Below are 24996 nucleotides of genomic sequence, written 5' to 3'. Positions count from 1 at the left end.
GCAAGGTCGCTTAAATGATGGTCGTAATATTTCTTCCCGAGCACTTCAAAGTCAAGTGATTGGACCCATCGCTATTCCCCTCGCATCTCGTAGGACCGGCTTTAGCCGGGAAGGCGCACTCCTGACTTTCCAGGGATTCAAACCGATACGACGGCAGGCGACGTTTACCTGTCTGCTGGCTGTCTGACCCCGCATCCAGCGCTGCGCAAACGAATAATCAGACGAAAATTTCACGACTTCTGTTATATCGTAACGCCCTGTGTCAGCGTGGCTTGGCGCCGCGTAATTGCAACGCCGGAGAGTGGGCGGAAGGGTAATGATTACAGCGTTATACGGGCTTTGGAGTTGCAATGCGGGTTGATCTGGATGATGAGGGCGTTGCACCGGCGAGCCTACCGAGGTTTCAGCAGGCGGCTGTTCAATCGACACGTCTTTCACGGCTGACGTATCTGACAGGCGCAATGGGCATCATCGGCCTGGTGGTGTCGCTTTTCGTTGACCTTTTTTCTCCCAACTCGCTGTGGACGGCGGTGCTGACCAACAGCGCCGCGAGCCTGCTCGTACTGGCCGGGGCGTTGCAGTCGGCCCACGTCGTCAGCCAGTGGCGCGCCGGCGTCATGGCACCGCCCTCTGCGGCTGCCTCTGACGATGAAGCGCTGCTTAATGGCGATGAGCAGGGCTGGTACGACCGCGTGCTTGGACGTATCAGCGGTGCTGGCACTTCGATGGTCGGCCAAGTCGGATTGCCAGTGTTCTGGCTGGCAGGCTGGGCGTTGCTGTCGCTGGTCAGCATTGGCCTGATCTGGAACCTTGCCTTGGCAGGCAGCAATGTCGGCCTCGTCGGTAACGTAGTCGGCGGTTTGCTCCTGTTGATCGCGTTTGCGCTGCTGGTGCTGGAGCGGCAATTCAGCAATGAGTCCGACGCCAGTTGGCCTGAAGCCGAGCAGCTGGCGCAGATCACCAAGGTCGCCATCGGGACACTACTGGTCACCGCGTTGTGCCTGTTTTTCTCTTCCGCTGATCGCGTATGGCCCGCCCGGCTTGCGGTGTTGATCGGCCTGTTGCCTGGGCTGGTCGCCGTCGAGTTACTCATCCGTGCCTTCTTGTCCGTCTTTAGCCCGCGCAACGAACGCCTTGAACCGCGCCTTATCGCCAGCAGCTTCGTTGCCGGCCTGTTGCGCTGGCCGCCGCGTCCGCTGCTGGCGCTGCAAAACGAACTGCACAACCGCTTCGGTATCGACCTGCGGCAGATCTGGGCGTTTACCTACATGCGCCGCGCCTTTCTGCCGGTGATGGCGGTCATCGTGGGTTTGGGCTGGTTGCTGAGCGGTGTTCACGAAATCCCCATGCAAGGCCGTGGCATTTACGAGCGGTTTGGCAAACCGGTTGAAGTCCTCGAGCCGGGTCTGCATGCCGGTTTGCCTTGGCCGTTCGGAACAGTGCTGGCGGTGGAAAACGGTGTGATTCACGAGTTGGCGACCAGCGTCTCGGAGGGGGCGGGCGCCGAGCAGACCCTTGACCCTGCCGAAGGCCCGCCGCCTGCCATTGCCAACCGGCTGTGGGACGCCACGCACATCAATGACAAATCGCAAGTGATCGCCAGCGGTTCCGGTGATAAGCAGAGCTTCCAGATCGTCAACATGGACGTGCGCTTTGTGTATCGCATCGGTTTGACGGACGAGGCCGCGCTGGCCGCGACTTACAACAGCGCCGACATCCCCAGCCTGATTCGCAGCACCGCCAGCCGCGTGCTGGTACACGACTTTGCATCCCGCACTCTCGACGAGTTACTTGGCGAGCAGCGCAATGATCTGGCGGCCGACATCGGCGACGCCGTACAGCGCGACCTGAAAAAACTCGACAGCGGTGTAGAGATTCTCGCCACCGTGGTCGAGTCGATTCATCCGCCAGCAGGTGCGGCCAACGCCTATCATGCGGTCCAGGCCGCACAGATCAGCGCTCAGGCGTTGATTGCCCGAGAACGCGGCGCGGCGGCTGATCAGGCCAACGTGGCGCAATTACACGCCAGCATGGCCCATGACCAGGCGGCCGCGAGTTCGCGGGAGGTGATGGCAACGGCGCAAGGTGCGGATTTGCGGTTCAGCGCCGAACAGCAGGGCTACGCCAAAGCGGGCCAGGCATTTCTGCTGGAGCAGTACTTCAGTCAGCTGACCCAGGGGCTGACCCACGCCAAGTTGCTGGTGCTGGATCATCGGCTTGGCGGCACCAGCGCGCCGACCATCGATTTACGATCTTTTACCCTCCCGGTCGACCCCGCAGCGTCGACTCAATCAGCTGACCAGCCCTCGGCTGAATAAGGAGTCTTCCCTTGAGTCTGTTTCATTCCCACGATCACCACGACCATTCCGGTCACGACCACGCAGGCCATGGTCATGGCGGCCACCATCATGGTCATCACCATGGCGAAGCCTCCGGCCCGACCGTGTTTCCGTGGCGTCGTGCTGCGTTGGCGGCGGTGCTGATTGCCTTTGCGGTTGCGGCGGCGAGTCTGGTGCAGGTGCGCTCCGGCGAGGCGACGGTCATCACGCGCTTTGGCAATCCCGCCCGGGTATTGCTGGATCCCGGCCTGAGCTGGCGCTGGCCGGCGCCATTCGAAGCAGCGATCCCCGTTGACCTGCGTTTGCGCACCACCTCAAGCGGTTTGCAGGACGTCGGTACCCGTGACGGCCTGCGCATCATCGTTCAGGCGTACGTGGCGTGGCAGGTGCAGGGCGATCCGGACAACGTGAAGCGCTTCATGCGCGCCGTGCAAAACCAGCCGGACGAAGCCGCGCGGCAGATCCGCACCTTCGTCGGCTCTGCACTCGAGACCACCGCCGCGAGCTTCGATCTGTCGAGCCTGATCAACACCGACGCCAATCAGGTGCGCATCGCCGATTTCGAAAACCAGCTGCGTCAGCAGATCGACAAGCAACTGCTGACCACCTACGGCGTTCGCGTCCTGCAAGTGGGGGTCGAACGTCTGACGCTGCCTTCGGTGACCCTCAACGCGACGGTCGACCGCATGCGCGCGGAGCGCGAAACCATCGCCACCGAGCGCACCGCCATCGGCAAGCGCGAGGCGGCGCAGATCCGCTCCGCTGCCGAACGCGATGCGCGGATTGTCGAGGCCGACGCCACCGTGAAAGCCGCCGACATCGAGGCGCAATCCCGCGTTGAAGCGGCGCAAATTTACGGCCGCGCCTACGCCGGTTCGCCCCAGCTGTACAACTTGCTGCGCTCGCTGGACACCCTCGGCACCGTGGTGGGACCAGGCACAAAACTGATTCTGCGCACCGATGCCGCACCGTTCCGGGTGCTCGTGGACGGCCCGCCGACTCTGGATGGCAAGGCTGGAACGCAGCCATGACCGAGCACGACGCTGCGCACATCGAGCGGCCGGTGGTGAACAGCCCGTGGCTGCAGGCCAGTCGGCTGGCGTTTTTGGGGCTGTACGTCGTGACACTGCTGGCGGCGCTCGGTTGGGCTGTGTCCAATGTGCGGGAAATCGATCCACAGAACCGTGCGGTGGTGTTTCGATTCGGCGAGTTGGACCGTGTGCAGAACGCCGGTTTGCTGTTGGCCTGGCCGCAACCGTTCGAGCAGGTGGTGCTGCTGCCTTCCGCTGATCGCGTGATCGAGCGGCACGTCGAAACGCTGTTGCGCTCACCCACTGCGTTGGCGGCCGACAAGATCACCAGTTTTGCGACGCCGATGAGCGACGCGCTGGCAGGCTCGGGCTATCTGCTCACGGGTGACGCCGGTGTCGTACAGCTCGACGTGACGGCGTACTACAAAGTGACAGATCCCCGGGAGTTCGTTCTGCAGGGCGAGCACGTGCTGCCGGCGCTGGATCGTCTGGTCAATCGCAGCGCCGTCAGCCTTGCTGCAGCGCGTGACTTGGACACCATTCTGGTGGCGCGTCCCGAGCTGGTCGGCTCTGACAGCCAGTCTGCCGAGCGTCGCGAACGCCTGCGCGGCGATCTGGTGCAGGGCATCAATATGCGGCTTGGCGAGCTGACGGCCACTGACGTGGGGCTGGGTGTTGAAGTCGTGCGGGTCGACGTGCAGTCCAGTCTGCCAGCGGCTGCGGTAAACGCGTTCAACGCGGTGCTGACTGCGAGTCAGCAAGCCGATCAGGCCGTGGCAAACGCGCGCACTGACGCAGAGAAACTCAACCAGACCGCCAATCAGCAAGCCGACCGGACCCTGCAGGTCGCCCATGCGCAAGCATCCGAGCGGCTGGCCAAGGCGCAGACCGACACCGCTGCGGTGACCGGGCTGGCGCAGTCGATGCAGAACAAAAGCGATCCCGGATTGCTGCTGCGGATTTACCGCGAGCGGGTGCCCGCCATCCTGAAACAGGCGGGTTCAGTGACCACGGTCGACCCCCGCGACGATTCCCGTCTGATCATTCAGGGAGCTGACAAATGAGTGGCGAAGCCGTGCATAACCATTCCCACGAACCTTCCCATAAGCATGCCGAGCCCGCCGCGCCTGGCAGCATGCTGACCAGCCGCGAACAGCGCAGCGCCGCCCGGCAGTTGACGCTGGCGATGCTTGCCCTCGGCCTGCTCGCGCTGGGGCTGGTCTGGCGATTTTTCTCGCCCGAGCAAGTTGGGGTCAGCCAGCTGCTGTTGGGCGCCGCCTCTCTGCTGGTGGCCATCCCGGTGGTCAGTGCCGGTTGGCACAGCCTGCGTTATCCCAGCCTGCACGGCATTACCGATCAATTGATTGCCCTGGCCATGCTCGGCGCCTGGGCAACGGGCGATCTGATGACCGCCGCGCTGCTGCCGATCATCATGATCTTCGGCCACGTGTTGGAAGAGCGCAGCGTGATCGGCTCTCAGGAAGCCATTCAGGCACTGGGCCGTCTGACCCGCAGCCATGCCCGGCTGATCGATGAGGATGGCGCGATCCGCGAAGTCGACAACGGCACGTTGGTTGCTGGTGACCGCGTTGAAGTGCGCGCCGGTGACCGCGTACCGGCTGACGGCTTGGTGATCTCGGGGCAGGCCAGCCTCGATACGGCGCCCATTACCGGAGAGTCGGTTCCGCTCGAGGCGCGCGCCGGCATGGAGGTCTTTGGTGGCGCGATCAACCTCGACGGGCTGCTGCGCATTGAAGTGACGCGTATCGGCAACGAGTCGACCCTGGGCAAGGTCATCGCGCTGATGCAAAGCGCCGAACGCTCCAAACCGCCCATCACTCGCCTGTTGGAAAAGTACGCGGGCAGCTACATGGTGCTGGTGCTGTTGATCGCGGCCGTGACCTGGTTCATCACCAATAACGCCCAGGCCATGCTGGCGGTGTTGGTCGCCGCGTGCCCCTGCGCGTTGGTGCTCTCGGCGCCGGCGACAGCCATCGCGGGTATTGCTGTCGCCGCGCGCCACGGCATTCTGATCCGCAGTTCGGCATTTCTTGAAGAGCTGGCCGACCTCACTTCGCTGGTCGTCGACAAGACCGGCACGCTGACTTATGGGACTTTGCGCCTGCAATCGGTCCAGGCCGAGGAGGGCGCGGGCGATGATCTGATCGCGTTGGCAGCAAGCCTGGGTTCGGCGAGCAGTCATCCGGTCAGTCGCGCGCTGGCCACGTTGGTCGACAAGGATCATCTGCTCCCTCTGGACGACATTCGTGAGCGCCAGGGGCTGGGCGTCGTTGCGCGGACCGCGCGGGGTGAAGCCGCATTAGGACGGCCTGAGCTGTTCGCACAGTTGGGAATCGCGACCTCGCCGATCCCCGATCACGATGGCCCGATTGCCGGGCTCGCGCTAAATGGCCACTTCCTGGCCTGGCTGCTGTTGGCCGACAGCCTCAAGCCTGAAGCACGTCAGGCGCTGAGTGAGTTGCGCGAGCTAGGCCTGGGTCGACAGTTGCTGCTGACGGGGGATCGGCAGAGTGTCGCCGACAGCTTGGGTCACGAGGTCGGCATCAGTGATATCCACGCCCAGGCGTTGCCCGAGGACAAACTCAATCGGGTCATGAGCGAAATAAAAAAGGGCTTTCGCCCAATGGTCGTCGGCGACGGCATCAACGACTCGCTGGCGTTGAAGGCCGGCGTAGTCGGCGTCGCGATGGGGGCGGGAGGGGCGGACATCGCGTTGGCCTCTGCCGACATCGTCTTGATCGGCAGTGACCTGCGCCGCTTGGGCACCTGCGTGCGCCTGAGCCGCCAGTGTCGCCATACCTTGCAGGTGAATGTGATCATCGGACTCGGCTGGACGCTGGCCATTGTTGCCATGGCGGCTTTCGGCGTGCTGGGTGCGGCAGGCGCCATGATCGCTGCGGTCTTGCACAACCTCAGCACGCTGCTGGTGCTGGGCAATGCCGGGCGGTTGCTGCGTTTTCATGAGCCCATCGCGAAGTTTCACAATCCCTCCTGAGCCAGATTTCCCGGCGCCTGCATTGAAAGCGTCGGGTTAGAGGCCTCCACTAAGTATTAAAATTTGCTTGAGCTTTGAAGAACTCTGTTACAAATTAAGTTCAGTCTTGTTCGGGGTGCTCCATTTGCAGGCGTCAAACTGGCTCGAATTCTGGGGCACAGGGTCGTACCCGTTGTAGATTCGTCGTCGTTCAAACCAGCCGATCGCCTGACGGCTCCTGATCTGGGGCCGGTTATGGACTACCCTTTTCCATGTAGCTGGATCAGGGGGATTTCATATGCTCGCGCAACTTCCACTGGCGTTACAGAACCTTCATTTGCCGCTGCGCCTCAAGCTCTGGGACGGCAACGAACTCGATTTGGGAAATGATCCCCGCGTCACGATCGTGGTAAAGGACCCGTCGCTTGTTTCCGATTTCACCCACCCAAGTCTGGGCCTTCTTGGCAGTGCTTTCGTTGAGGGTCGGCTTGAGCTGGAAGGCTCGATCAGCGAAGTGGTCCGGGTGTGCGACGAGCTGACCAAGGCGCTGGTGGACGAGGACGACGACAATCTCCCTGTGCGCACCGAGCACGACAAGGCCACCGATGCTGCGTCGATCTCCTACCACTATGACCTCTCCAATGACTTCTATCGCCTGTGGCTGGACCGGGAGATGGTCTACTCCTGCGCGTATTTCAAGACCGGCAACGAGACGCTCGATCAGGCACAACAGAACAAATTTCACCACCTGTGCCGCAAGCTACGGCTCAAACCCGGGGAGTATTTGCTCGACGTCGGCTGTGGCTGGGGAGGCCTCTCCCGCTTTGCCGCGAGTGAATACGGCGTCAAGGTATTCGGCATCACGCTGAGCCGCGAGCAACTGGCGCTGGCCCGGGAGCGGGTGCGCGCGGACGGTTTGCAGGACCGTGTCGAACTGCAGCTTCTCGACTACCGGGATCTGCCTAAAGACGGCCGTTTCGACAAGGTTGTCAGCGTCGGCATGTTCGAGCATGTCGGCCACGCCAATCTGGAGCTGTACGCGAAATGTCTGTTTGATGCGGTGAAGGAGGGCGGTCTGGTGATGAATCACGGCATCACCGCCAAGCACACCGACGGGCGACCTGTAGGGCGGGGCGCCGGTGACTTCATTGATCGCTACGTCTTTCCCAACGGTGAGCTGCCGCACCTGTCGATGATCACTGGATTCATCAGCGAGGCGGGTCTGGAAGTCGTCGATGTGGAAAGTCTGCGCCTGCACTACGCCAAGACGCTCGAACACTGGAGCGCCCGCCTGGAAGAGAAGCTCGACGTCGCCGCTGCGATGGTGCCGGAACAGGCGCTGAGAATCTTTCGGTTATACCTGGCTGGCTGCGCGTATGCGTTCTCCAAAGGCTGGATCAATCTGCACCAGATCCTGGCGGTGAAACCCCATGCGGACGGCAGTCATAATCTGCCGCTGACCAGGGACGATATCTATACGTAATGGCTTCAACTTGTGGGGGCGAGCTCGCTCGCGAAGACGTCGGTACATCCACCGAATCATCGGCGGTTGAAATACCGTCTTCGTGAGTAAGCTCACTCCCACACGTGGCGTACTGCTCACTCACGTCTACAGAATCGGCGAAATCAACCTGGCAACCCGCATCCCCAACTGCTGCAAATGATGGGTCTCTTTGCTTTCTTCGCTGGAGATCTCGTGGGAAAGGGCGAAGTCGTCGATCAACATAGCTTCGACTTCGCGTGCGAAGTCCTCGTCCACGGTCAGCAGCATGAGCTCGAAGTTGAGCCGGAACGAACGGTTGTCCAGATTGGCGCTGCCGATCGCCGAGATCGCGTTGTCCACCAGCACCACCTTCTGGTGCAGGAAGCCGGGCTTGTAGCGAAAGATGCGAACGCCTGCGCGAACGGCTTCGAAGGCGTACAGGCTGGAAGCGGCATATACCGTGTAGTGGTCGGGACGCGACGGCAGCAGCAGGCGCACATCTACTCCGCGCAGGACCGCCAACCTCAGCGCCGCCGATACGGCTTCATCGGGGATGAAATACGGTGTCGTGATCCACACCCTTCCAGTCGCCGCGTGAATGGCTTCTACGAAGAACAGCGAGCAGGTTTCCTGCGCATCGGCCGGGCCGCTGGCCAGTAACTGGCACAGCACGCCGTCTTCCGGGTAACTGTCCGGCAGGATCAGCGGTGGTATCTCGCGGGTTGCCCAGAACCAATCTTCGGCAAACGATTCCTGCAAACACGCTACGACAGGTCCGACAACGCTGATGTGGGTGTCGCGCCATGGCGCCAGCGGCGGTTTGAGGCCGAGGTATTCATCACCCACATTGTGCCCGCCAACGAAGCCTTTGATGCCATCCACCACGACGATCTTGCGGTGATTACGGAAGTTGATCTGGAAGCGCGTCAGCCAGCCGCCCCGGGTTGCGAACGCCTTTATCTGCACGCCGCCGTCGCGGAGCTTATCGATGTAACGCGCCGGCAGCGCGTGGCTGCCGATGCGGTCGTAGAGCACATGGACGGCGACGCCTTCTGCGGCTTTCTCCAGCAGCAGCCCTTGCAGGCGGCGACCGAGATCATCGTCGTGGATGATAAAAAACTGCACGAACACCACTTGCCGGGCGCTTTTAATGGCCTCGAATATTGCGCCAAACGTTTCATCGCCGTTGATCAACAGCTTCACTTCGTTGTTCGCCAGGCACGGCATGCGTCCCAGCTTCGGCATCGCGCGCAGGGATCGATAAGCGTCGGATCGCCTTGCTGCTACTGCCTCTTCAATCCATGGCTTCCAGTTGAAGTCGGCGATCGCCGCGCGCATCTCGGTATTCGCCTGACGCCGCGCCTTGATGTACGCGTCGAACGTGCTCCTCCCGAAAACCAGATACGGAATCAGCGCGACATAGGGGATGAAGATCAGGGGCATCGCCCAAGCGATTGAGCCTTGAGCCGTACGCACAGTGAGTAAGGCGTGGATTGCTGCGACAATGCCCAGCAGGTGAGTGAAACCCAGCAAATAGCCAAAGAAATACGGGCTGTGGTAATCCATGCGCAACCTTGTGCCATAAGCTTATTGGTGTCTAACAGACCACATGACGCCGGGATTGTCGCTATTTTATTGAGGCTGCAACTGGCTGCCCGATCTGTCGTCTAACCGTCATCGTTCAGTGACCTGCCAGCAGGTCGCATCAAGATGCCCAAGAGTCCTAAAGGAAATCCGATTCATGAAAAAGCGCGTACTGGCGTTGATGGTTTGTCTGGCTGCGCCTCTTGCACAGGCTCAGGTGTTGCAGCCCGGGCTGTGGGAGTTGAGCTCAAGCAACATGCAGGTGGACGGCCAGCAGATGCCGGACTTGCAGGTAATGCTGTCCCAATTGCAGATGATGGCGCCGCAGCAGCGCGCAGCCATGGAACAAATGCTGGAAAAACAAGGCGTTACTCTGGGCGGAAAGGGCGTTCGTATTTGCCTCACGCAGGAGCAGGTCAAGAATGAGCAGATTCCGTTGACTGATCCGAAGTCGGGCTGCACCCAGCAGATCACTGAACGTACCGGCGCTATCTGGAAGTTCAAGTTCAGTTGCCCTCGCGCTCAAGGCACCGGCACTGCACAGTTCCTCAGTGACCGCGAGTTCAACACCCATGTCATTGGCTCGTTCAACGCCACAGGCCAGCAACAGAACGGCAGCATGGACACGCGCGCTGTATGGCTCGGTCAGCAGTGCGGCACTGTAAAACCAAGGACCTGACTTTCTCTGCTTACTAAGCGCCCTGACTTGTCGGGGCGTTTTTGTTTGTACAGATGACGGGCCATGTTCCACGTGGAACATCTTGTTGTTTCACATGAGCTTTTGCGCCTTAGGCGTTGAAGAGGCTCAATAAAATCCCGCCTAACTTATAAAAAGCTTCATCTTTGCCCGATATCTCGGCTGTTATATTGTAACCATCGCCATCCATCTCTGAGCCGGGATGCTCTTCGCCTTCGGAACGTGCCATGCACCGACGTCAAATGCTGCTCAACATGCTTTTGGCCAGCGCCGCCTTTGCGCTTCCACTCTCAGTCAACGCGACGCAGATCCGAAACGCCCGCCTGTGGCGTTCCGATAGTAAGCTGCGGCTCGTGTTCGACCTTAGCGGCCCGGTGCAGTACAAGACCTTCACGCTCAGCGCGCCGGAGCGGATCATCATCGATGTCAGTGGCGCGCGGCTTGATGGCAACTTCAGTCAGTTGGCGCTTGAAAACACGCCGATCAAATCGATTCGTTCCGGTCACTTCGGCCAGAGCGACACGCGCATCGTGCTCGATCTGACATCACCCGTGCAGATCAACAGTTTTCTGCTAGGGCCCGAAGGCGCGCAGGGCAACCGGCTTGTTGTGGACTTGGGGCATGACGTGCTTTCCCGTCCTCCAGTGCAGCTCGCCACAGCAGCGCCTTTGGCGAAAGAGCCACCCGCGCAGAACCCTGGAAGGGACCGTTCCAAGCGCGACATCATGGTGGTCGTCGACGCAGGTCACGGTGGCAAAGACCCCGGCGCCGTCGGCTCGAAGGGAGAGAGGGAGAAGGACGTCGTGCTGTCCATCGCGCAGTTGCTCGCCAAGCGGCTGAAACGCGAGAAGGGTTTCGATGTGCGCCTGGTTCGTAACGACGACTTTTTCGTGCCGCTGCGCAAGCGCGTGGACGTCGCACGCAAATACAACGCTGACATGTTCATCTCGGTCCACGCCGACGCCGCCCCTCGGCTGACGGCCTCCGGCGCGTCGGTGTTTGCCTTGTCGGAGAACGGCGCGACGTCTGCGACAGCACGCTTCATGGCCCAGCGTGAAAACGGCGCCGACCTGATCGGCGCGACCAGTCTGCTAAACCTGAAAGACAAGGACCCGATGCTGGCCGGCGTGATACTCGACATGTCGATGAACGCCACAATCGCTGCGAGTCTGGATTTGGGTCATACCGTACTGGGCAGCTTGGAAGGGATCACGACGCTGCACCAGAAACGCGTGGAACAGGCCGGTTTTGCGGTGCTGAAGTCACCGGATGTACCGTCGATTCTGGTCGAGACCGGCTTCATCTCCAACAGCCGCGACAGTCAGCGCCTCGTCACCGCGCGCCATCAGCAGGCCGTTGCCGACGGCTTGTTTGATGGCATGAAGCGCTACTTCGAACGCAATCCGCCTGTAGGCTCGTATGTGGCCTGGCGGCAAGAGCAAAAGGCGAATGAGGCGTTGGTCTGACGGACTAAGTCGTGAGGCAGAATGTGCAAGTTCGCTCTCATCAAATTTGACACCATTGCAGATGCACCTGCCTAAACACCCATTCTGGGAGCGAGCTTGCTCGCGAAGAGGTCGGAACAGCCGCTGCATGTATAGCGCCTGGAACACCGTCTTCGTGAGCAAGCTCACTCCCACATGGACAGTGTTTGCCAGGGAGCCAGCACGGCGTATGACCACGGAATCTTCCCTCATTCCTGCAGGGGTCAGGTCACCGACAACCCATCACTCGGTCGCAGGTGATCTTGGTCCGGCTCCCGCTCGAACTCGATACCCGACTGATCGTCGTCCAGCCCACTTTCTGAATGTACCCCACCCAGATTTCACCGTCCGATGCCAGGCCGGTGAAGAACGTCAGCGAGCCATAGCGGCTGTTGGTCTGGGCCCAGCGGCGCTTGCCTGCGCTTTCAAAGCCGCGCACGAACATCGTTTTCCCTGCCACCGCCACGCTGTACGTGTTGTCCTCGGCATCAACGCAGGCCAACAGCGTCGCGGTGCGCGTGCACAACGCCTTGTCCAGCCTTGGCGAGGGAGGGAGCGCAAACGCCTGCGTGCTCAGCACCAGCGAACACCCTGCCAACAACGAAAACAACCGAGTCATGAAACTGCCTTAAAAAAGATTGGCGCCTGCGTATCGTTATACTATAACGTAAAAAGCGATCACATCCGCACTCTGGTGAAACCTTCATGAACCGCCTTCCCGTTACCGTTCTGTCCGGCTTTCTTGGCGCGGGCAAAAGCACGCTGCTGAATTACATCCTGCGCAATCGCGACAACTTGCGCGTCGCTGTGATCGTCAACGACATGAGCGAGATCAACATTGACGGCAGCGAAGTACAGCGGGACGTCAGCCTCAATCGCGCGGAAGAAAAACTGGTGGAGATGAGCAACGGCTGCATCTGCTGCACCCTACGCGAAGACTTGCTGGAAGAAGTCAGTCGGCTGGCCCATGAAGGCCATTTTGACTATCTGCTGATCGAGTCCACGGGCATTTCCGAGCCGCTTCCCGTGGCCGAGACGTTTACCTTTCGCGATGAACAGGGTCGGAGCCTGGCCGATGTCGCCCGACTCGACACCATGGTGACGGTGGTCGATGGCCTTAATTTTCTCCAGGACTTCAACGCTGCAGAGAGCCTGGCCTCCCGCGGAGAGACCCTGGGCGAAGAGGACGAGCGCGCGATCACCGACCTGCTGATTGAGCAGGTCGAGTTCGCCGATGTGATTCTGATCAGCAAGATCGACCTGATCAGCTCAACCGACCGGCGAGAGCTGATGGCAATTTTGCGGCGGCTCAACAGCCAGGCAGAGATTCTGCCCATGGTCATGGGCGCCGTGCCCCTCGGCAAGATCCTCGACACCGGTCGTTTCGACTTCGAGCGTGCGGCTCAAGCACCTGGCTGGCTTAAGGAGTTGCGTGGCGAACATGCGCCGGAGACCGAAGAATACGGCATCGCGTCCACGGCTTATCGGGCGCGTCGGCCTTTTCACCCCCAACGCTTTTTCGACTTTCTGAATTCGCCGTGGGAAAACGGCCGGCTGCTGCGCTCGAAGGGCTTTTTCTGGCTCGCCAGCAAACACCAGGACGCCGGAAGCTGGTCCCAGGCCGGCGGCTTGATGCGTCACGGTTTCGCGGGTCGTTGGTGGCGCTTCGTGCCCGAAGCGGAGTGGCCGCAAGACGACGAAAGCACGCAGGTGATCATGCGCAGCTGGGAGGCGGAGACCGGTGATTGCCGTCAGGAGCTGGTGTTCATCGGGCAGAACATCGACTTCGGCCGTCTGGCTGCCGAGCTCGATGAATGCCTGCTGACTGACGCCGAGATGGCGGCCGGTGTTGCAGACTGGCGCTCCATGCCCGATCCGTTTGGCGACTGGTACGGCGACGCGGCCTGAAATCCCTCAGTCTTACTGCGTTTTCCAGATGCCCTTGCTCTGCTGCTCGCAGAACGGTTTGAGAAACGCTGCGTCGCTGGCCACGCCGTAATAGTGAATGTTCTGCCGATAAGGCATATTGGCCACCTGCGCGTTGCTGCACTGGCCAAATGACCCGGAGGGGCACTGTTCCGAGTACGTGACGTCGGTTTTCTGATCCTTGAGTTGGGGTTTGCAGAACCCGTCATGGAACAGGTCTGGCGGGATGTTCAGATTCTCCTGACAGACCTTGACGTCCACTCGCTCCCCTTGGCTGTGCACGACGCACGACTGCGCCCAGACCTGCGTCGACGTCATCGCCAACAGCGCCCACGTCAGCCGTATAGGTAGCCCGATTGCTCGCATCAATTACCTCCCTCAGCGCTCACTTCAGGAGCGATCTCAAGAATGGCCGACATGCTGCAGAACATCCCCACTCATGTCATTACTGGCCCTCTAGGTGCCGGCAAGACGAGCCTGATCAGGCATCTTCTCAAGCAGAAACCGGCGGCCGAGCGCTGGGCTGTGTTGATCAATGAGTTCGGCCAGATAGGCCTGGATGCTGCGCTGCTGACGACCGGCGACGATGGTATCGCACTTGGCGAAGTGGCTGGCGGTTGCCTGTGCTGCGTCAATGGCGCGCCTTTTCAGATTGGCCTCGGCCGGCTGTTACGTAAGGCCAGACCGGACCGCTTGTTCATCGAGCCCTCCGGGCTGGGGCATCCGGTTCAGTTGATCAAGCAATTACAGGAGGCGCCCTGGGTTGGGGTCCTGGCGATCCAGCCCAGCGTCATGGTGCTCGACGCCCAGGCACTTGCCCAAGGCAAAGCGCTCCCTGACACCCAGCGAGACGCCTTCGCACAAGCTGGCCTGCTGCTAATGAACAAGTCCGAAGGGCTGAACGCGTCCACGCGAAAGGCGATCACCGATGCGCTGCCTGTTCGCCCGCTGCGCTGGACTGACCACGGTGTATTGTCCCTGGCTTCGTTACCCGGCATCGACGTCAGCGCTCAGGCTGGCTCAGACAATCCGGCCGTACCCCGGTCATTGGCCCAACTCCCCGCAGTGTGGGCAGACCCGATGACGCCGGTCTGCCTGAGCCAGCAACAGGCGGAGGGCTGGAGCATTGGCTGGCGCTGGCACCCTGAGCGAGTATTCAATGCGGCGAGCGTGCAGATTTGGCTGCAAAGCATGGGCTGGCGGCGCGCCAAGCTGGTTATCCACAGCGAAAAGGGATGGATCTCGGGCAATGGGCTGAGAGGGAGCACGCTGGAATGGGCGTCGAGTGAGTGGCGCAAGGATTCTCGCCTTGAGCTGATCTTCGACGTGCCCCAAGACGAAGATGCTTTGCAGAGAACCCTGGCGGCCTGTCTGCGCTAGAGCGAGTTATCCACAGAGGGTCACTGCTTCCACTTGTTGTGTTCCTGGCGCCACTGGCTGAGCTGAATGATCTCGGCGGTGGGCTTCGGGTCTTTGATCTCGAACGGGTAGGGCGCCAGCTCGATCTGCGCCGCGTGGGCACCGAACATGGTGATTGTGCCGGGATGCCGGTGCTCACCGGTGACCGTGAACTCGAAGTTATACACCCGCGCCAGTCGCTTGCGGCCCTCATTGTCGCGCTTGAACGCGAGTCGCTTCAGCGCCACGTTGCCGTCGAGCAACTCAAGATCAAGTTTGGCGCAGTGCTGTTTGACGCGTTCGAGCGCCCGTTCACGCAGGCCATGGGCGTGCCACAGCCAGGCGCCGGCAGTCGCCAGCAGCATGAGGACGAAAATGTTGCCCAGGGTCAGCATGGAAAAGGAACTCCAACAGAAGGCTTGCAGCTTAACTGCGTCGGGTGACAGACAGCCATAGCCCGAAAGTTTAATTTCGCTTCACTTCGTCCGGCATCGCCACTACTGTGCCTTCCCGGTCTCAGGAACCTGTCATGAAACGTACGCCCCATCTACTCGCCATCCAGTCGCATGTCGTGTTTGGTCACGCCGGCAACAGCGCAGCCGTGTTCCCTATGCAGCGTATCGGCATCAATGTCTGGCCGCTGAATACCGTTCAGTTCTCTAACCACACTCAGTATGGCCACTGGGCGGGGGAAGTCCTGGCGCCGCAGCAGATTCCGGCGTTGGTCGAGGGCATTGCGGCGATAGGCGAACTGGGCAATTGCGATGCGGTGCTGTCGGGTTATCTGGGCAGCGCAGCGCAGGGACGGGCCATTCTGAGCGCCGTTGCGCAGATCAAACGCGCTAATCCACGCGCGCTGTATTTGTGTGATCCGGTGATGGGGCACCCGGAGAAGGGCTGCATCGTGCCGCAGGAGGTCAGCGATTTCCTGCTCGATGAAGCCGCTGCGGTTGCTGACTTTCTGTGTCCGAATCAGCTGGAGCTGGACAGCTTTTCCGGCCGCAAACCCGAATCGTTGCTCGACTGCGTGGCCATGGCGCGAGCATTGCTGGCCCGAGGCCCCAAGGCGGTAGTCGTCAAGCACCTGGCCTATCCGGGAAAACCTGCGGACGGCTTTGAAATGCTGCTGGTGACCGAGCACGACACCTGGCACCTGCGCCGGCCACTGCTGGCATTCCCTCGACAGCCGGTCGGCGTGGGCGACCTGACGTCCGGGCTGTTCCTGTCCCGGATTCTGCTCGGTGACGACCTGCGCAGCGCCTTCGAATTCGCGGCGTCAGCGGTGCATGAAGTGCTGCTGGAAACCCAGGCCTGCGGCAGCTACGAGCTGGAGCTGGTGCGCGCGCAGGACCGAATCGCTCACCCGCGCGTCAGGTTCGAAGCGGTCCGGCTGTAAACCGAACCCGGCGCCGGCTTAAACCGGCTCATCCTTGATTTCACGATAACGCTTCTCCAGTTCCTGACGGATCTGGCGGCGTTGTTGTGCCTGCACGTAACGGCGCTTGTCTTCGCTGTTGGCCGGTGTCAGCGGCGGTACGCTGGCAGGTTTGCGCTGGTCGTCCACCGCCACCATGGTGAAGAAGCAGCTGTTGGTGTGACGAACCGAGCGCTCGCGGATGTTTTCGGTCACCACCTTGATGCCCACCTCCATGGACGTATTGCCGGTGTAGTTGACCGATGCCAGGAACGTGACCAGCTCGCCGACGTGAATGGGCTCACGGAAAATCACCTGATCCACCGACAGGGTTACCACATACCGCCCTGCGTAACGGCTCGCGCACGCGTAGGCCACTTCATCGAGGTACTTCAGCAGCGTCCCGCCGTGCACGTTGCCGGAGAAGTTGGCCATGTCCGGGGTCATCAATACAGTCATCGACAGCTGGGCGTTTCCGGGTTCCATAGCGTGCTCACGGTCTAAAGAGTCAGAAGGCACCTTGCTCAGGTGCTCGAATGCAGATTGGCGAAAAACCATCCATACCGGGACGCCAACGGCCGCTCCGCCGTCACGCCCTGTACCCATCTGTTTCCATATATTGCACTGGCTTCTCGTGCTTTTGTGCGGTGTTAACCTGCGGAAGCCCTTGGATGGGGTAAATCCTGCGTCTCAGTCGGAATAATCGGACTCGTTGGCGAGTTTTCGTACAGCAGTCGTCTCTCTTTCAGGCGGATACGCGTATTTCACCGATTGCCAGCAGGAGCAGCGCCCATGCATGCCATCAGTTTCATTCAAGACCTGGCTGTGATCATGCTCGTCGCTGGCGTCGTAACGGTGGTGTTTCATCGGCTCAAGCAACCGGTGGTGCTGGGCTACATCGTCGCCGGCTTCATCATCGGCCCGCACACCCCGCCGTTTGGCCTCATCCACGACGAGGACACCATCAAGACCCTCGCCGAACTCGGCGTGATCTTTCTGATGTTCTGCCTCGGCCTGGAATTCAGTCTGCGCAAGCTGTTCAAGGTCGGTGCGACGGCGTTCATCGCCGCGTTTCTCGAAATCATGCTGATGACCTGGATCGGTTACGAAATCGGCCAGTTCTTCGCTTGGAACACCATGGACTCGCTGTTCCTCGGTGCCATTCTGGCGATCTCGTCCACCACCATCATCGTCAAGGCGCTCAATGACCTGAAGATGAAAAACCAGCGCTTCGCCCAGCTGATCTTCGGCGTGCTCATCGTTGAAGACATCCTCGGCATTGGCATCATCGCGCTGTTATCGGGCATCGCCGTGAGCGGCACGGTCAGTTCCGGGGAGGTGTTTTCAACGGTCGGCAAGCTGTCGCTGTTCATGATCGTGGCGTTGGTCATCGGCATTCTGGTCGTGCCGCGATTGCTGGCCTACGTGGCGAAGTTCGAGAGCAACGAAATGCTGCTGATCACGGTGCTAGGCCTGTGCTTCGGGTTTTGCCTGCTGGTGGTCAAACTCGAGTACAGCATGGTGCTGGGCGCATTTCTCATCGGTGCGATCATGGCCGAATCCAGGCAACTGGCCAAAATCGAGCACTTGGTCGAGCCCATCCGTGACATGTTCAGCGCGATCTTCTTCGTCGCAATCGGCTTGATGATCGATCCGAAGATTCTGCTCGATTACGCCTGGCCCATTGCCGTGATCACCGTCGCCGTGGTGCTGGGCAAGATGATTTCCTGCGGGCTTGGCGCTTTTATCGCCGGCAACGACGGCAAGACCTCCTTGCGGGTGGGAATGGGGCTGTCACAGATCGGCGAATTCTCCTTCATCATCGCAGCGCTGGGGATGACGCTGCAGGTCACCAGCGATTTTCTCTACCCGGTCGCCGTGGCGGTTTCCGCGATCACCACGCTCTTGACCCCTTACCTCATCCGCGCAGCCGATCCGCTGTCGCACACGCTGGGCGCCATTGTTCCTGCACGCATGGCACGTGTGTTCGGAATGTACGGGGAGTGGCTGCGCAGCATTCAGCCTCAAGGGCAGGGCGCGGTGTTGGCGGCAATGATCCGCAAGATTCTGCTGCAAGTCGGTATCAATCTGGCGCTGGTCATCGCCATCTTCTTCACCGGGGCATTTTTTGCGGAGCGGATTGGCGTGTATTTCAGCGATTGGGTCAGCGATGTCGGGCAGCAAAAAGCCTGGATCTGGGGTGCGTCGTTGCTGCTGTCACTGCCGTTTCTGATCGCTGCTTATCGCAAGCTCAAGGCGCTGTCGATGCTGCTGGCAGAGATGAGCGTGAAGCCGGAGATGGCGGGCAGGCACACAGCGCGCGTCCGTCGGGTGATCGCCGAAGTGATCCCGCTGCTGTCATTGATGGTGATTTTCCTGCTCATCGCATTGCTGTCATCCAGCATGCTGCCGACGCGTGAGTGGTTAATGCTGATCGTCGTTGTGGCGGCCGTAGTGGCTGCGGTGCTGTGGCGCTGGTTCATCCGGGTGCATACGCGGATGCAAATCGCGTTGCTCGAAACCCTTGGCAATCATCCAGAGCCCTGAATCAGCCTCGCAGTGCGTGCCTCGAGGCTGATTCAGGAGAGGGCAATGAGTCTCAGCTTTCCAGCCAGACGTCCCGCGCCCAGTGCCAGACGGACTCCCAGCTTTCTTCGGTGACGAGCTCTTCTTCGCCAGACCACAGCACCACAGTGCCGTCTTCTTCAACGCAGTAGTAATCCTCGCCGTCCTGACAGATCGGGATCAGCTCGCGTGGCACGCCGATGTCCCAGGCGGTCGCCGCCACTTCCGGCAAATACGTATGCGAGCCCGGATCAGTGACAGTGACGGGCTCAAGGCTGCCGTAGACCACGTCGCTGACGGTCAGCAAGAACTCCTTGAAGACGAAGGGGATATTGATGAACAGTTGCTCCTCAACCTCGACCAGCTGATCTTCATCAGGCAGCTCGAGCGGGACAGGTACCGGTTCATTGGCTTCACGGAGTTGTTCGATGACTTCTTCCACGACGTGGATCCTCTAACGATTTGCGCGGGTTATACAGTAGCTCAAAGGCATCGCCAAATTAACTTGGCTTCTATAAAAAGCAGAACCCCGGAACAAGTCCGGGGTTCATTTGCAGCAGCTCAGCGGTATTAGCCGTTCTGGCGGATACCTGCCACCAGCCAAGGCTGGTTGTCGCCCTGAGCGCGTTCCATGTTCCAGCTTTCGCTGAACACTTCGCCCTGATCGAAGCGCGACGTTTTCGACACACCGCTGAAGGTCAGCGTGGCGATGGTCTTGTCGGCGCGGTCATCCAGACCGTCGAGCTGCACGGAAAGGTTGTCGATGAACGTGGACTGAAAGCCTTCACCGAGATCGGCGCGTTCTTTCTTCAGGAACTGCAGCATCTGCGGGGTCACGAACTCGGAGATCTTATCCATCTCGTTCGCATCCCAGTGCTGTTGCAGCGACTGGAAGTGGCTGCGGGCCGCTTCAATGAAGCGTTCTTCGTTGAACCAGGCTGGCGCGTTGATCACTGGACGGGCTGCCGCTGCCGGAGCGGAACCGCCGAAGATCGAGTTCTGGGCCGGTTGTGGTTGTTCGAAGGTTTCACGCTGGTAAGGAGCACCGGCGGGAGCCATCTGTGGCTGCTGTTTGCGTCGACGGGCCGCGATGAAGCGGAAGATCACGAAGGCGATGATCGCCATGATCAGGATGTCGAAGAACTGCATGCCCTCGAAGCCACCGCCCATGAACATGGAGGCCAGAAGACCACCGGCGGCGAGACCGGCCAGTGGGCCCAGCCATTTGGAAGCACCGCCCGCAGCAGGCGCAGGACGGCCAGCGGCATTAGGTGCTGCGGCAGGAGTAGAAGGAGCTGTTTGACGCGCCTGGTGACTTGGCGCCGAGCCCATGCTCTTGCCACCACCGAAACGCGCAGCATTGACATCAAGGCTCATGGTGAGCCCGATGATCATTGCCAAAGCGATGCTAAGAAAACGTTGCATAAGGGAATTCCCGTTTGTGGATTGCACGCGCGCCATGTTGCACAGGACAAATGGGGATGACCAGCGGCCATATGTTTCCGGCTTTTGCGTGAATCTTCACCTGCCTGTCCTACTTGGGTTGTAGGCAGATGAAGAAAGTTCTGTAGGAAAGATGGGGGGTGGATGTGGGAATGCAAGGGGGCATTAACGCATCGCCAGTCGTCGATCACACAGGCTCAAGCTTCGCGTACCCCAGCATCAGCCACTTGCTGCCTTCCGAGAAATTCACCTGGACCCGTGCCTGAGCGCCTGAACCCTCGAAGTTGAGGATCACGCCTTCACCAAACACCGCATGCTGCACGTGCTGACCCAGGGAGAACTGGCTCTGCGGAATGGCTTCGCCATCGAACAGACGACTTGGGGCCATGGTTTTGGAGCCGCCGAACGGACGGGTCACGCTGTTGGACAGCCGCACTTCCTGAATCAGGTTGGGCGGGACCTCCCGTACGAAGCGCGAGACCTTGTTGTAGGTTTCGCTGCCGTACAGGCGTCGGGTTTCTGCGTATGTCATCACTAGATGCTGCATCGCGCGGGTAATGCCCACGTAAGCCAGACGACGCTCTTCCTCCAGACGCCCCGGCTCTTCCAGGCTCATCTTGTGCGGAAACAGGCCTTCTTCCATGCCCACCAGGAAGACGTACGGGAACTCCAGACCTTTGGCGCTGTGCAGCGTCATCAACTGAATGCTGTCTTCGTGCTCATCCGCCTGGGTATCGCCTGCCTCCAACGAGGCGTGCCCGAGGAATGCAGCCAGCGGCGTCAGGTCTTCCTCTTCGTCACTGTTCTCGAAAGCGCGCGCGGCGCTGACCAGTTCCTCAAGGTTTTCCACCCGGGCCTGGCCTTTCTCGCCTTTTTCTTCCTTGTGGTACGTGATCAGGCCGGACTGCTCGATGACCGTTTGGGTCATCAGGTGCAGGGGCATGTCTGCGGCCTTCGCGGCGAGGTTTTCGATCAGTTCGATGAACGCGCCCAGCGCGCTCGCCGCACGACCGGCCAAGCCTTTGTTGGCGACCAGCAGGCGCATGGCCTCCCACATCGACACGTCGGCATGGCGCGCGTGCTCGCGAATCGCTTCGACGGTTTTCTCGCCGATACCGCGAGGTGGAACGTTGATCACCCGCTCCAGCGCTGAGTCGTTTCCGCGACCGTCAAGCAGGCGCATATACGCCATGGCGTTCTTGATTTCGGCGCGCTCGAAGAATCGCTGGCCACCGTAGATACGGTACGGGATGCGCTCGCGCAGCAAGGCTTCTTCAAGTACCCGCGATTGGGCGTTGGAGCGGTACAGAATGGCGATGTCGCTGCGCGCGAGGCCGGTCTTGATCGCGCTTTCAATGGTCTCGACCACGTAGCGCGCTTCGTCGTGTTCGTTGAATGCTGCGTAAAGGCTGATCAGTTCGCCATCGCCGACGTCCGTCCACAGCTCTTTGCCCAGACGCCCGGTGTTGTTGACGATCAAGCCGTTGGCGGCCTTGAGGATGCTCGCGGTGGAGCGATAGTTCTGCTCCAGGCGAATGGTCTCTGTGTCAGGGAAATCTTCGGAATACTGATGAATATTCTCGATCTTCGCGCCGCGCCAGCCGTAAATGGACTGGTCGTCGTCGCCGACCACCATCAGGCTGTCGCCCCCCTGGGCGAGCAGGCGCAACCAGGCGTATTGAACGGCGTTGGTGTCCTGGAATTCGTCCACCAGCACGTGGCGGAAACGACGCTGGTAATGCGCAAGCAGGCTCGGGTTGTCGCGCCAAAGGTCCAGCGCCCGAAGCAGCAACTCGGAGAAGTCAATAACGCCAGCGCGCTGACAGGCCGCTTCGTACGCCTCGTAGACCGACTTCATGGTCGTCAGAAACAGGTCGCCCGAAGCCTGAATGTGTTTGGGGCGCAGCCCTTCGTCCTTCTGCCCATTGATGAACCACTGCGCCTGCCGTGCCGGCCAGCGCTGCTCATCAAGGTTCAGCTCGCGCATGACGCGCTTGACCAGTCGCTGTTGGTCATCGCTGTCAAGAATCTGGAAGCTCTGATTCAGCCCCGCTTCTTGCCAGTGCGCCCGGAGCAGGCGATGCGCCAGGCCGTGGAAGGTGCCCACCCACATGCCGGCCGGGTTGATACCCATCAACTGCTCGATGCGATGGCGCATCTCGGCAGCGGCCTTGTTGGTAAACGTCACCGACAGGATCGAGTGGGGCGAGGCGTTCTCGACCTGGATCAACCAGGCGATACGGTGCACCAACACACGGGTTTTGCCGGAACCAGCGCCGGCCAGGACCAACTGACGACCCACGGAGGCAGCTACGGCCTGGCGTTGGGCATCGTTGAGGGAGTTAAGCAGAAGGGAGAGGTCATCGCGCATCGGGGCATTCTAGGGTGCCGTGAGGGCATGGGCAAACCCTAACGCCGGCCGGTCGTGATGTTACCGGTCCCATTTTTGCCGTCTGTAGATTTTAATTGATGACTGTTTGGTCTCGACCATCCCTTGTGTATCCTCCGCGAACGTTCAAGGCCCCCAATTATAAGAACCGCCATGACCTTCAGCTCCGAAGCCCCGGCAGACGCGGTGGCGACACGTCGTGTCATCTGCAAGCAGTTCGCGACTCAGCTCGCCGCCGAGCGCACCCGCCTTCTTTATCAGGGATCGCTGCTGCCGACTCTGTTCATGTTCATCAATGGTTTGCTCTGCGCCTGGCTGCTCTGGAGCCCCGAGCGTTACGTGCTGGTGGGCGTCTGGCTGGGCTGGCTGTCAGCGCTGGTGTGCCTGCGCGTTCTGCAAGTCGCAGCGTTCAGGTCAGCATCACTCGATCGTCGATCGCAGCCGATCTGGAATCGCATGTTTCTGGCCGGCGCATGCGTCAGCGGTTTCACTCTTTCCAGCGCTGCGCTGGTGCTGATGCCGGCGCAAAGCCTCGCTCAACAGGCTTGGGTGTTCGGTCTGATCGGCGCTGCGACGCTTTCTGCCAGCGTGGCCTATGCTGTCAGCATTCCGGCGTTCCTCACGTTCACGCTGCCGTGTCTGCTGCCGCCCATTGTCTATCTGTTCGGGGACGGTGATTCGCAGCGCCACGGCTGGGGTTGGCTCGGATTGATTTTGCTGCTGGCGCTGATCGTGGTGGCCGCTCAGGTCAACCGCTTGATCGAGCGGGGCCTGATCCGGCGATTTCAGAACGTGGCGCTCATCGAACACCTTCAACAGGCCCAGGCTAAAAGCGACGAGCTCAACCGCGAACTGACGCGCCAGTACGAAGAGCGTACGCGTTACCTGACCCATTACGATGAGCTGACCGGCCTCGCCAATCGCGCCCTGTTCAATGAGCGACTGCGTGAGGCCAATCAGCGTGCGCGGCACGGGGGGCGGACGCTGGCCCTGCTGCACATCAACCTTGATCGCTTCAAATTGCTCAACGACAGCCTGGGTCACGACATTGCTGACCAATTGCTGCGCCTTGTCGCGCGCCGGCTGAATGCCAACGTGGCAGATGCCGATACCGTCGCGCGTTTGTCGGCGGACGAGTTTGCCGTGCTGTTCGACAGCCATGGCAATCTGACCACGCTGGCACGGATCACGACGCGCCTGCTGGCGAAGCTGCGCTCGCCGATATCGGTTTGCGGCCATGAGCTGGTGGTCAGCGCCTCCATCGGCATCGCGTTGCTGCCGGGTTCTGCCCGAGACATCGCCGCGCTGGTCAGCCAGGCGAATATGGCGATGCAGCACGCCAAACATCTTGGCGGCGACAATTTCCAGTTCTATAGCGAGAGCCTTGAGGCGGGGACGCCCGGTCGCCTACAGCTGGAAATCCAGCTGCGGCGCGCGATTGCAGAAGGGCAGCTGGAGGTTTTTTACCAACCGAAGCTGGAGCTGGAAAGCGGGCGCCTGAATTCCGCGGAGGCTCTGGTGCGCTGGCGTCATCCCGAGCGCGGTCTGATTTCGCCCGGCGAGTTCATCGGACTGGCGGAGGAGACCGGTCTGATCGCCAACATCGGAGAGTTCGTGCTGCGCAAAGCCTGCCATCAAGCCTGCGAATGGCAGCGCGAGGGCCTGGCTCCAATCAGGGTATCGGTCAATTTGTCGGTGCATCAGATGCGGCAGGGCAAGTTGGTCAGCCTCGTGCGCCAAGTGCTCGAAGAAACAGGGCTTGCGTCGGAATACCTGGAGCTGGAGCTCACCGAGAGTCAGTTGCTCGAAAGCGTCGAGCACATCATCACAACGTTTCAGCAGTTGCGCGCACTTGGGGTGAAACTGGCCATAGACGACTTCGGCACTGGCTATTCATCGTTGAGCTACCTGAAACGTTTTCCAGTGCACTATGTGAAGATCGATCAGGCCTTTATTCGTGGTTTGAACGAAGGGGCAGAAGACGCGGCGATTACTCGGGCGATCATCGCGATGGCCCACAGTCTTGACCTCAAGGTTGTGGCCGAAGGTGTGGAAGATTGCGAACAATTGGAGTTTCTCAGGTCTCACGGTTGCGACGAGGTGCAAGGCTATTTGATCAGTCGGCCGGTGGAGGCCTGCATAATGGGCAGTATCCTGCGCAGTCAGCTTACCGAAGCCTGGAGCCCTGTGCGAAAAGCCCTACACTACACAGCGACATGACCCTCAACAGCTATCGGTTGACTGCGGG

General features: G+C 60.5%; 21 protein-coding genes. 12 read left to right on the top strand and 9 right to left on the bottom strand.

Annotated elements, in window-relative coordinates:
- Positions 1 to 350 precede the first annotated feature (350 nt).
- From hflK to cfaB, 5 genes are all read left to right on the top strand, one after another.
- Positions 351 to 2318 carry a protease modulator HflK gene (gene hflK, locus AC0Z8Z_RS16455; protein ID WP_485619796.1) on the top strand — a complete coding sequence of 656 codons (1968 nt, stop codon included), beginning with the start codon at positions 351 to 353 and terminating at the stop codon, positions 2316 to 2318.
- Positions 2319 to 2329: 11 nt separating this feature from the next.
- Complete coding sequence (gene hflC / locus AC0Z8Z_RS16450; RefSeq protein ID WP_485619795.1) at positions 2330 to 3370, top strand: protease modulator HflC; 1041 nt, start codon at positions 2330 to 2332, stop codon at positions 3368 to 3370.
- On the top strand, positions 3367 to 4434 hold the full coding sequence (locus AC0Z8Z_RS16445) for an SPFH domain-containing protein (protein ID WP_485619794.1): 1068 nt from the start codon (positions 3367 to 3369) through the stop codon (positions 4432 to 4434). The genes hflC and AC0Z8Z_RS16445 overlap by 4 nt, the downstream gene beginning before the upstream one ends.
- A 71-nt stretch (positions 4435 to 4505) precedes the next feature.
- On the top strand, positions 4506 to 6386 hold the full coding sequence (locus AC0Z8Z_RS16440; protein WP_485619880.1) for a cation-translocating P-type ATPase: 1881 nt from the start codon (positions 4506 to 4508) through the stop codon (positions 6384 to 6386).
- A gap of 277 nt (positions 6387 to 6663) precedes the next feature.
- Positions 6664 to 7848 carry a C17 cyclopropane fatty acid synthase CfaB gene (gene cfaB, locus AC0Z8Z_RS16435; protein ID WP_485619793.1) on the top strand — a complete coding sequence of 395 codons (1185 nt, stop codon included), beginning with the start codon at positions 6664 to 6666 and terminating at the stop codon, positions 7846 to 7848.
- Positions 7849 to 7974: 126 nt separating this feature from the next.
- On the opposite strand, the gene cls is transcribed toward cfaB, so the two are convergent.
- Positions 7975 to 9414: a cardiolipin synthase gene (cls, locus tag AC0Z8Z_RS16430; protein ID WP_485619792.1), complete on the bottom strand. Its 1440-nt coding sequence runs from the start codon at positions 9412 to 9414 to the stop codon at positions 7975 to 7977.
- 175 nt (positions 9415 to 9589) lie between these two features.
- Between cls and AC0Z8Z_RS16425 the strand changes: the two genes are divergently transcribed.
- Complete coding sequence (locus AC0Z8Z_RS16425) at positions 9590 to 10111, top strand: DUF3617 domain-containing protein (protein WP_485619791.1); 522 nt, start codon at positions 9590 to 9592, stop codon at positions 10109 to 10111.
- 109 nt (positions 10112 to 10220) lie between these two features.
- Here the strand turns inward: AC0Z8Z_RS16425 and AC0Z8Z_RS16420 are convergent, their stop codons facing one another.
- Complete coding sequence (locus AC0Z8Z_RS16420) at positions 10221 to 10358, bottom strand: hypothetical protein (protein WP_485619790.1); 138 nt, start codon at positions 10356 to 10358, stop codon at positions 10221 to 10223.
- Between AC0Z8Z_RS16420 and AC0Z8Z_RS16415 the strand changes: the two genes are divergently transcribed.
- Entirely contained in the window at positions 10357 to 11595 is a 1239-nt protein-coding gene (locus AC0Z8Z_RS16415; RefSeq protein ID WP_485619789.1) for an N-acetylmuramoyl-L-alanine amidase, read from the top strand. The genes AC0Z8Z_RS16420 and AC0Z8Z_RS16415 overlap by 2 nt on opposite strands.
- Positions 11596 to 11842: 247 nt before the next feature.
- Here the strand turns inward: AC0Z8Z_RS16415 and AC0Z8Z_RS16410 are convergent, their stop codons facing one another.
- On the bottom strand, positions 11843 to 12232 hold the full coding sequence (locus AC0Z8Z_RS16410) for a glutamine synthetase (protein WP_485619788.1): 390 nt from the start codon (positions 12230 to 12232) through the stop codon (positions 11843 to 11845).
- Between the two features lie 86 nt (positions 12233 to 12318).
- On the opposite strand from AC0Z8Z_RS16410, the gene zigA reads away from it, so the two are divergent.
- Positions 12319 to 13521, top strand: coding sequence for a zinc metallochaperone GTPase ZigA (zigA, locus tag AC0Z8Z_RS16405; protein WP_485619787.1), 1203 nt, complete (start codon positions 12319 to 12321; stop codon positions 13519 to 13521).
- A 12-nt stretch (positions 13522 to 13533) separates the two neighbouring features.
- Here the strand turns inward: zigA and AC0Z8Z_RS16400 are convergent, their stop codons facing one another.
- On the bottom strand, positions 13534 to 13905 hold the full coding sequence (locus AC0Z8Z_RS16400; RefSeq protein ID WP_485619786.1) for an NADH:ubiquinone oxidoreductase: 372 nt from the start codon (positions 13903 to 13905) through the stop codon (positions 13534 to 13536).
- Positions 13906 to 13956: 51 nt separating this feature from the next.
- On the opposite strand from AC0Z8Z_RS16400, the gene AC0Z8Z_RS16395 reads away from it, so the two are divergent.
- Positions 13957 to 14919, top strand: a complete 963-nt coding sequence (locus AC0Z8Z_RS16395; RefSeq protein WP_485619879.1) for a CobW family GTP-binding protein — start codon at positions 13957 to 13959, stop codon at positions 14917 to 14919.
- A 20-nt stretch (positions 14920 to 14939) separates the two neighbouring features.
- Here AC0Z8Z_RS16395 and AC0Z8Z_RS16390 read toward each other — a convergent pair whose 3' ends face one another.
- Entirely contained in the window at positions 14940 to 15332 is a 393-nt protein-coding gene (locus AC0Z8Z_RS16390) for a DUF3301 domain-containing protein (RefSeq protein ID WP_074886003.1), read from the bottom strand.
- Positions 15333 to 15466: 134 nt separating this feature from the next.
- Here AC0Z8Z_RS16390 and pdxY point away from each other — a divergent pair, with 134 nt between their 5' ends.
- Positions 15467 to 16333: a pyridoxal kinase PdxY gene (pdxY, locus tag AC0Z8Z_RS16385; protein ID WP_485619785.1), complete on the top strand. Its 867-nt coding sequence runs from the start codon at positions 15467 to 15469 to the stop codon at positions 16331 to 16333.
- Between the two features lie 18 nt (positions 16334 to 16351).
- Here pdxY and AC0Z8Z_RS16380 read toward each other — a convergent pair whose 3' ends face one another.
- On the bottom strand, positions 16352 to 16837 hold the full coding sequence (locus tag AC0Z8Z_RS16380) for an acyl-CoA thioesterase (protein WP_122534219.1): 486 nt from the start codon (positions 16835 to 16837) through the stop codon (positions 16352 to 16354).
- Between the two features lie 306 nt (positions 16838 to 17143).
- On the opposite strand from AC0Z8Z_RS16380, the gene AC0Z8Z_RS16375 reads away from it, so the two are divergent.
- Positions 17144 to 18898, top strand: a complete 1755-nt coding sequence (locus AC0Z8Z_RS16375) for a cation:proton antiporter (RefSeq protein WP_485619784.1) — start codon at positions 17144 to 17146, stop codon at positions 18896 to 18898.
- Between the two features lie 52 nt (positions 18899 to 18950).
- Here AC0Z8Z_RS16375 and AC0Z8Z_RS16370 read toward each other — a convergent pair whose 3' ends face one another.
- From AC0Z8Z_RS16370 to uvrD, 3 genes are all read right to left on the bottom strand, one after another.
- Positions 18951 to 19358, bottom strand: a complete 408-nt coding sequence (locus AC0Z8Z_RS16370) for an SMI1/KNR4 family protein (RefSeq protein ID WP_065988140.1) — start codon at positions 19356 to 19358, stop codon at positions 18951 to 18953.
- A gap of 128 nt (positions 19359 to 19486) precedes the next feature.
- The gene (locus tag AC0Z8Z_RS16365) at positions 19487 to 20341 is read right to left on the bottom strand and encodes a Tim44 domain-containing protein (protein ID WP_122534217.1); all 855 of its coding nucleotides are present in this window, start codon (positions 20339 to 20341) and stop codon (positions 19487 to 19489) included.
- Positions 20342 to 20546: 205 nt separating this feature from the next.
- A complete protein-coding gene (gene uvrD / locus AC0Z8Z_RS16360) occupies positions 20547 to 22730 on the bottom strand; it encodes a DNA helicase II (protein ID WP_122623598.1) in 2184 nt (727 codons plus the stop codon).
- A 171-nt stretch (positions 22731 to 22901) separates the two neighbouring features.
- On the opposite strand from uvrD, the gene AC0Z8Z_RS16355 reads away from it, so the two are divergent.
- The gene (locus AC0Z8Z_RS16355) at positions 22902 to 24968 is read left to right on the top strand and encodes a putative bifunctional diguanylate cyclase/phosphodiesterase (protein ID WP_485619783.1); all 2067 of its coding nucleotides are present in this window, start codon (positions 22902 to 22904) and stop codon (positions 24966 to 24968) included.
- The last annotated feature ends 28 nt before the right edge of the window (positions 24969 to 24996 follow it).

The organism is Pseudomonas sp. 1L-C-7-B-C1 (assembly GCF_057291635.1).
The sequence above is the reverse complement of the archived record's forward strand: the minus strand, read 5'-3'. Positions and strand labels throughout refer to the sequence as shown.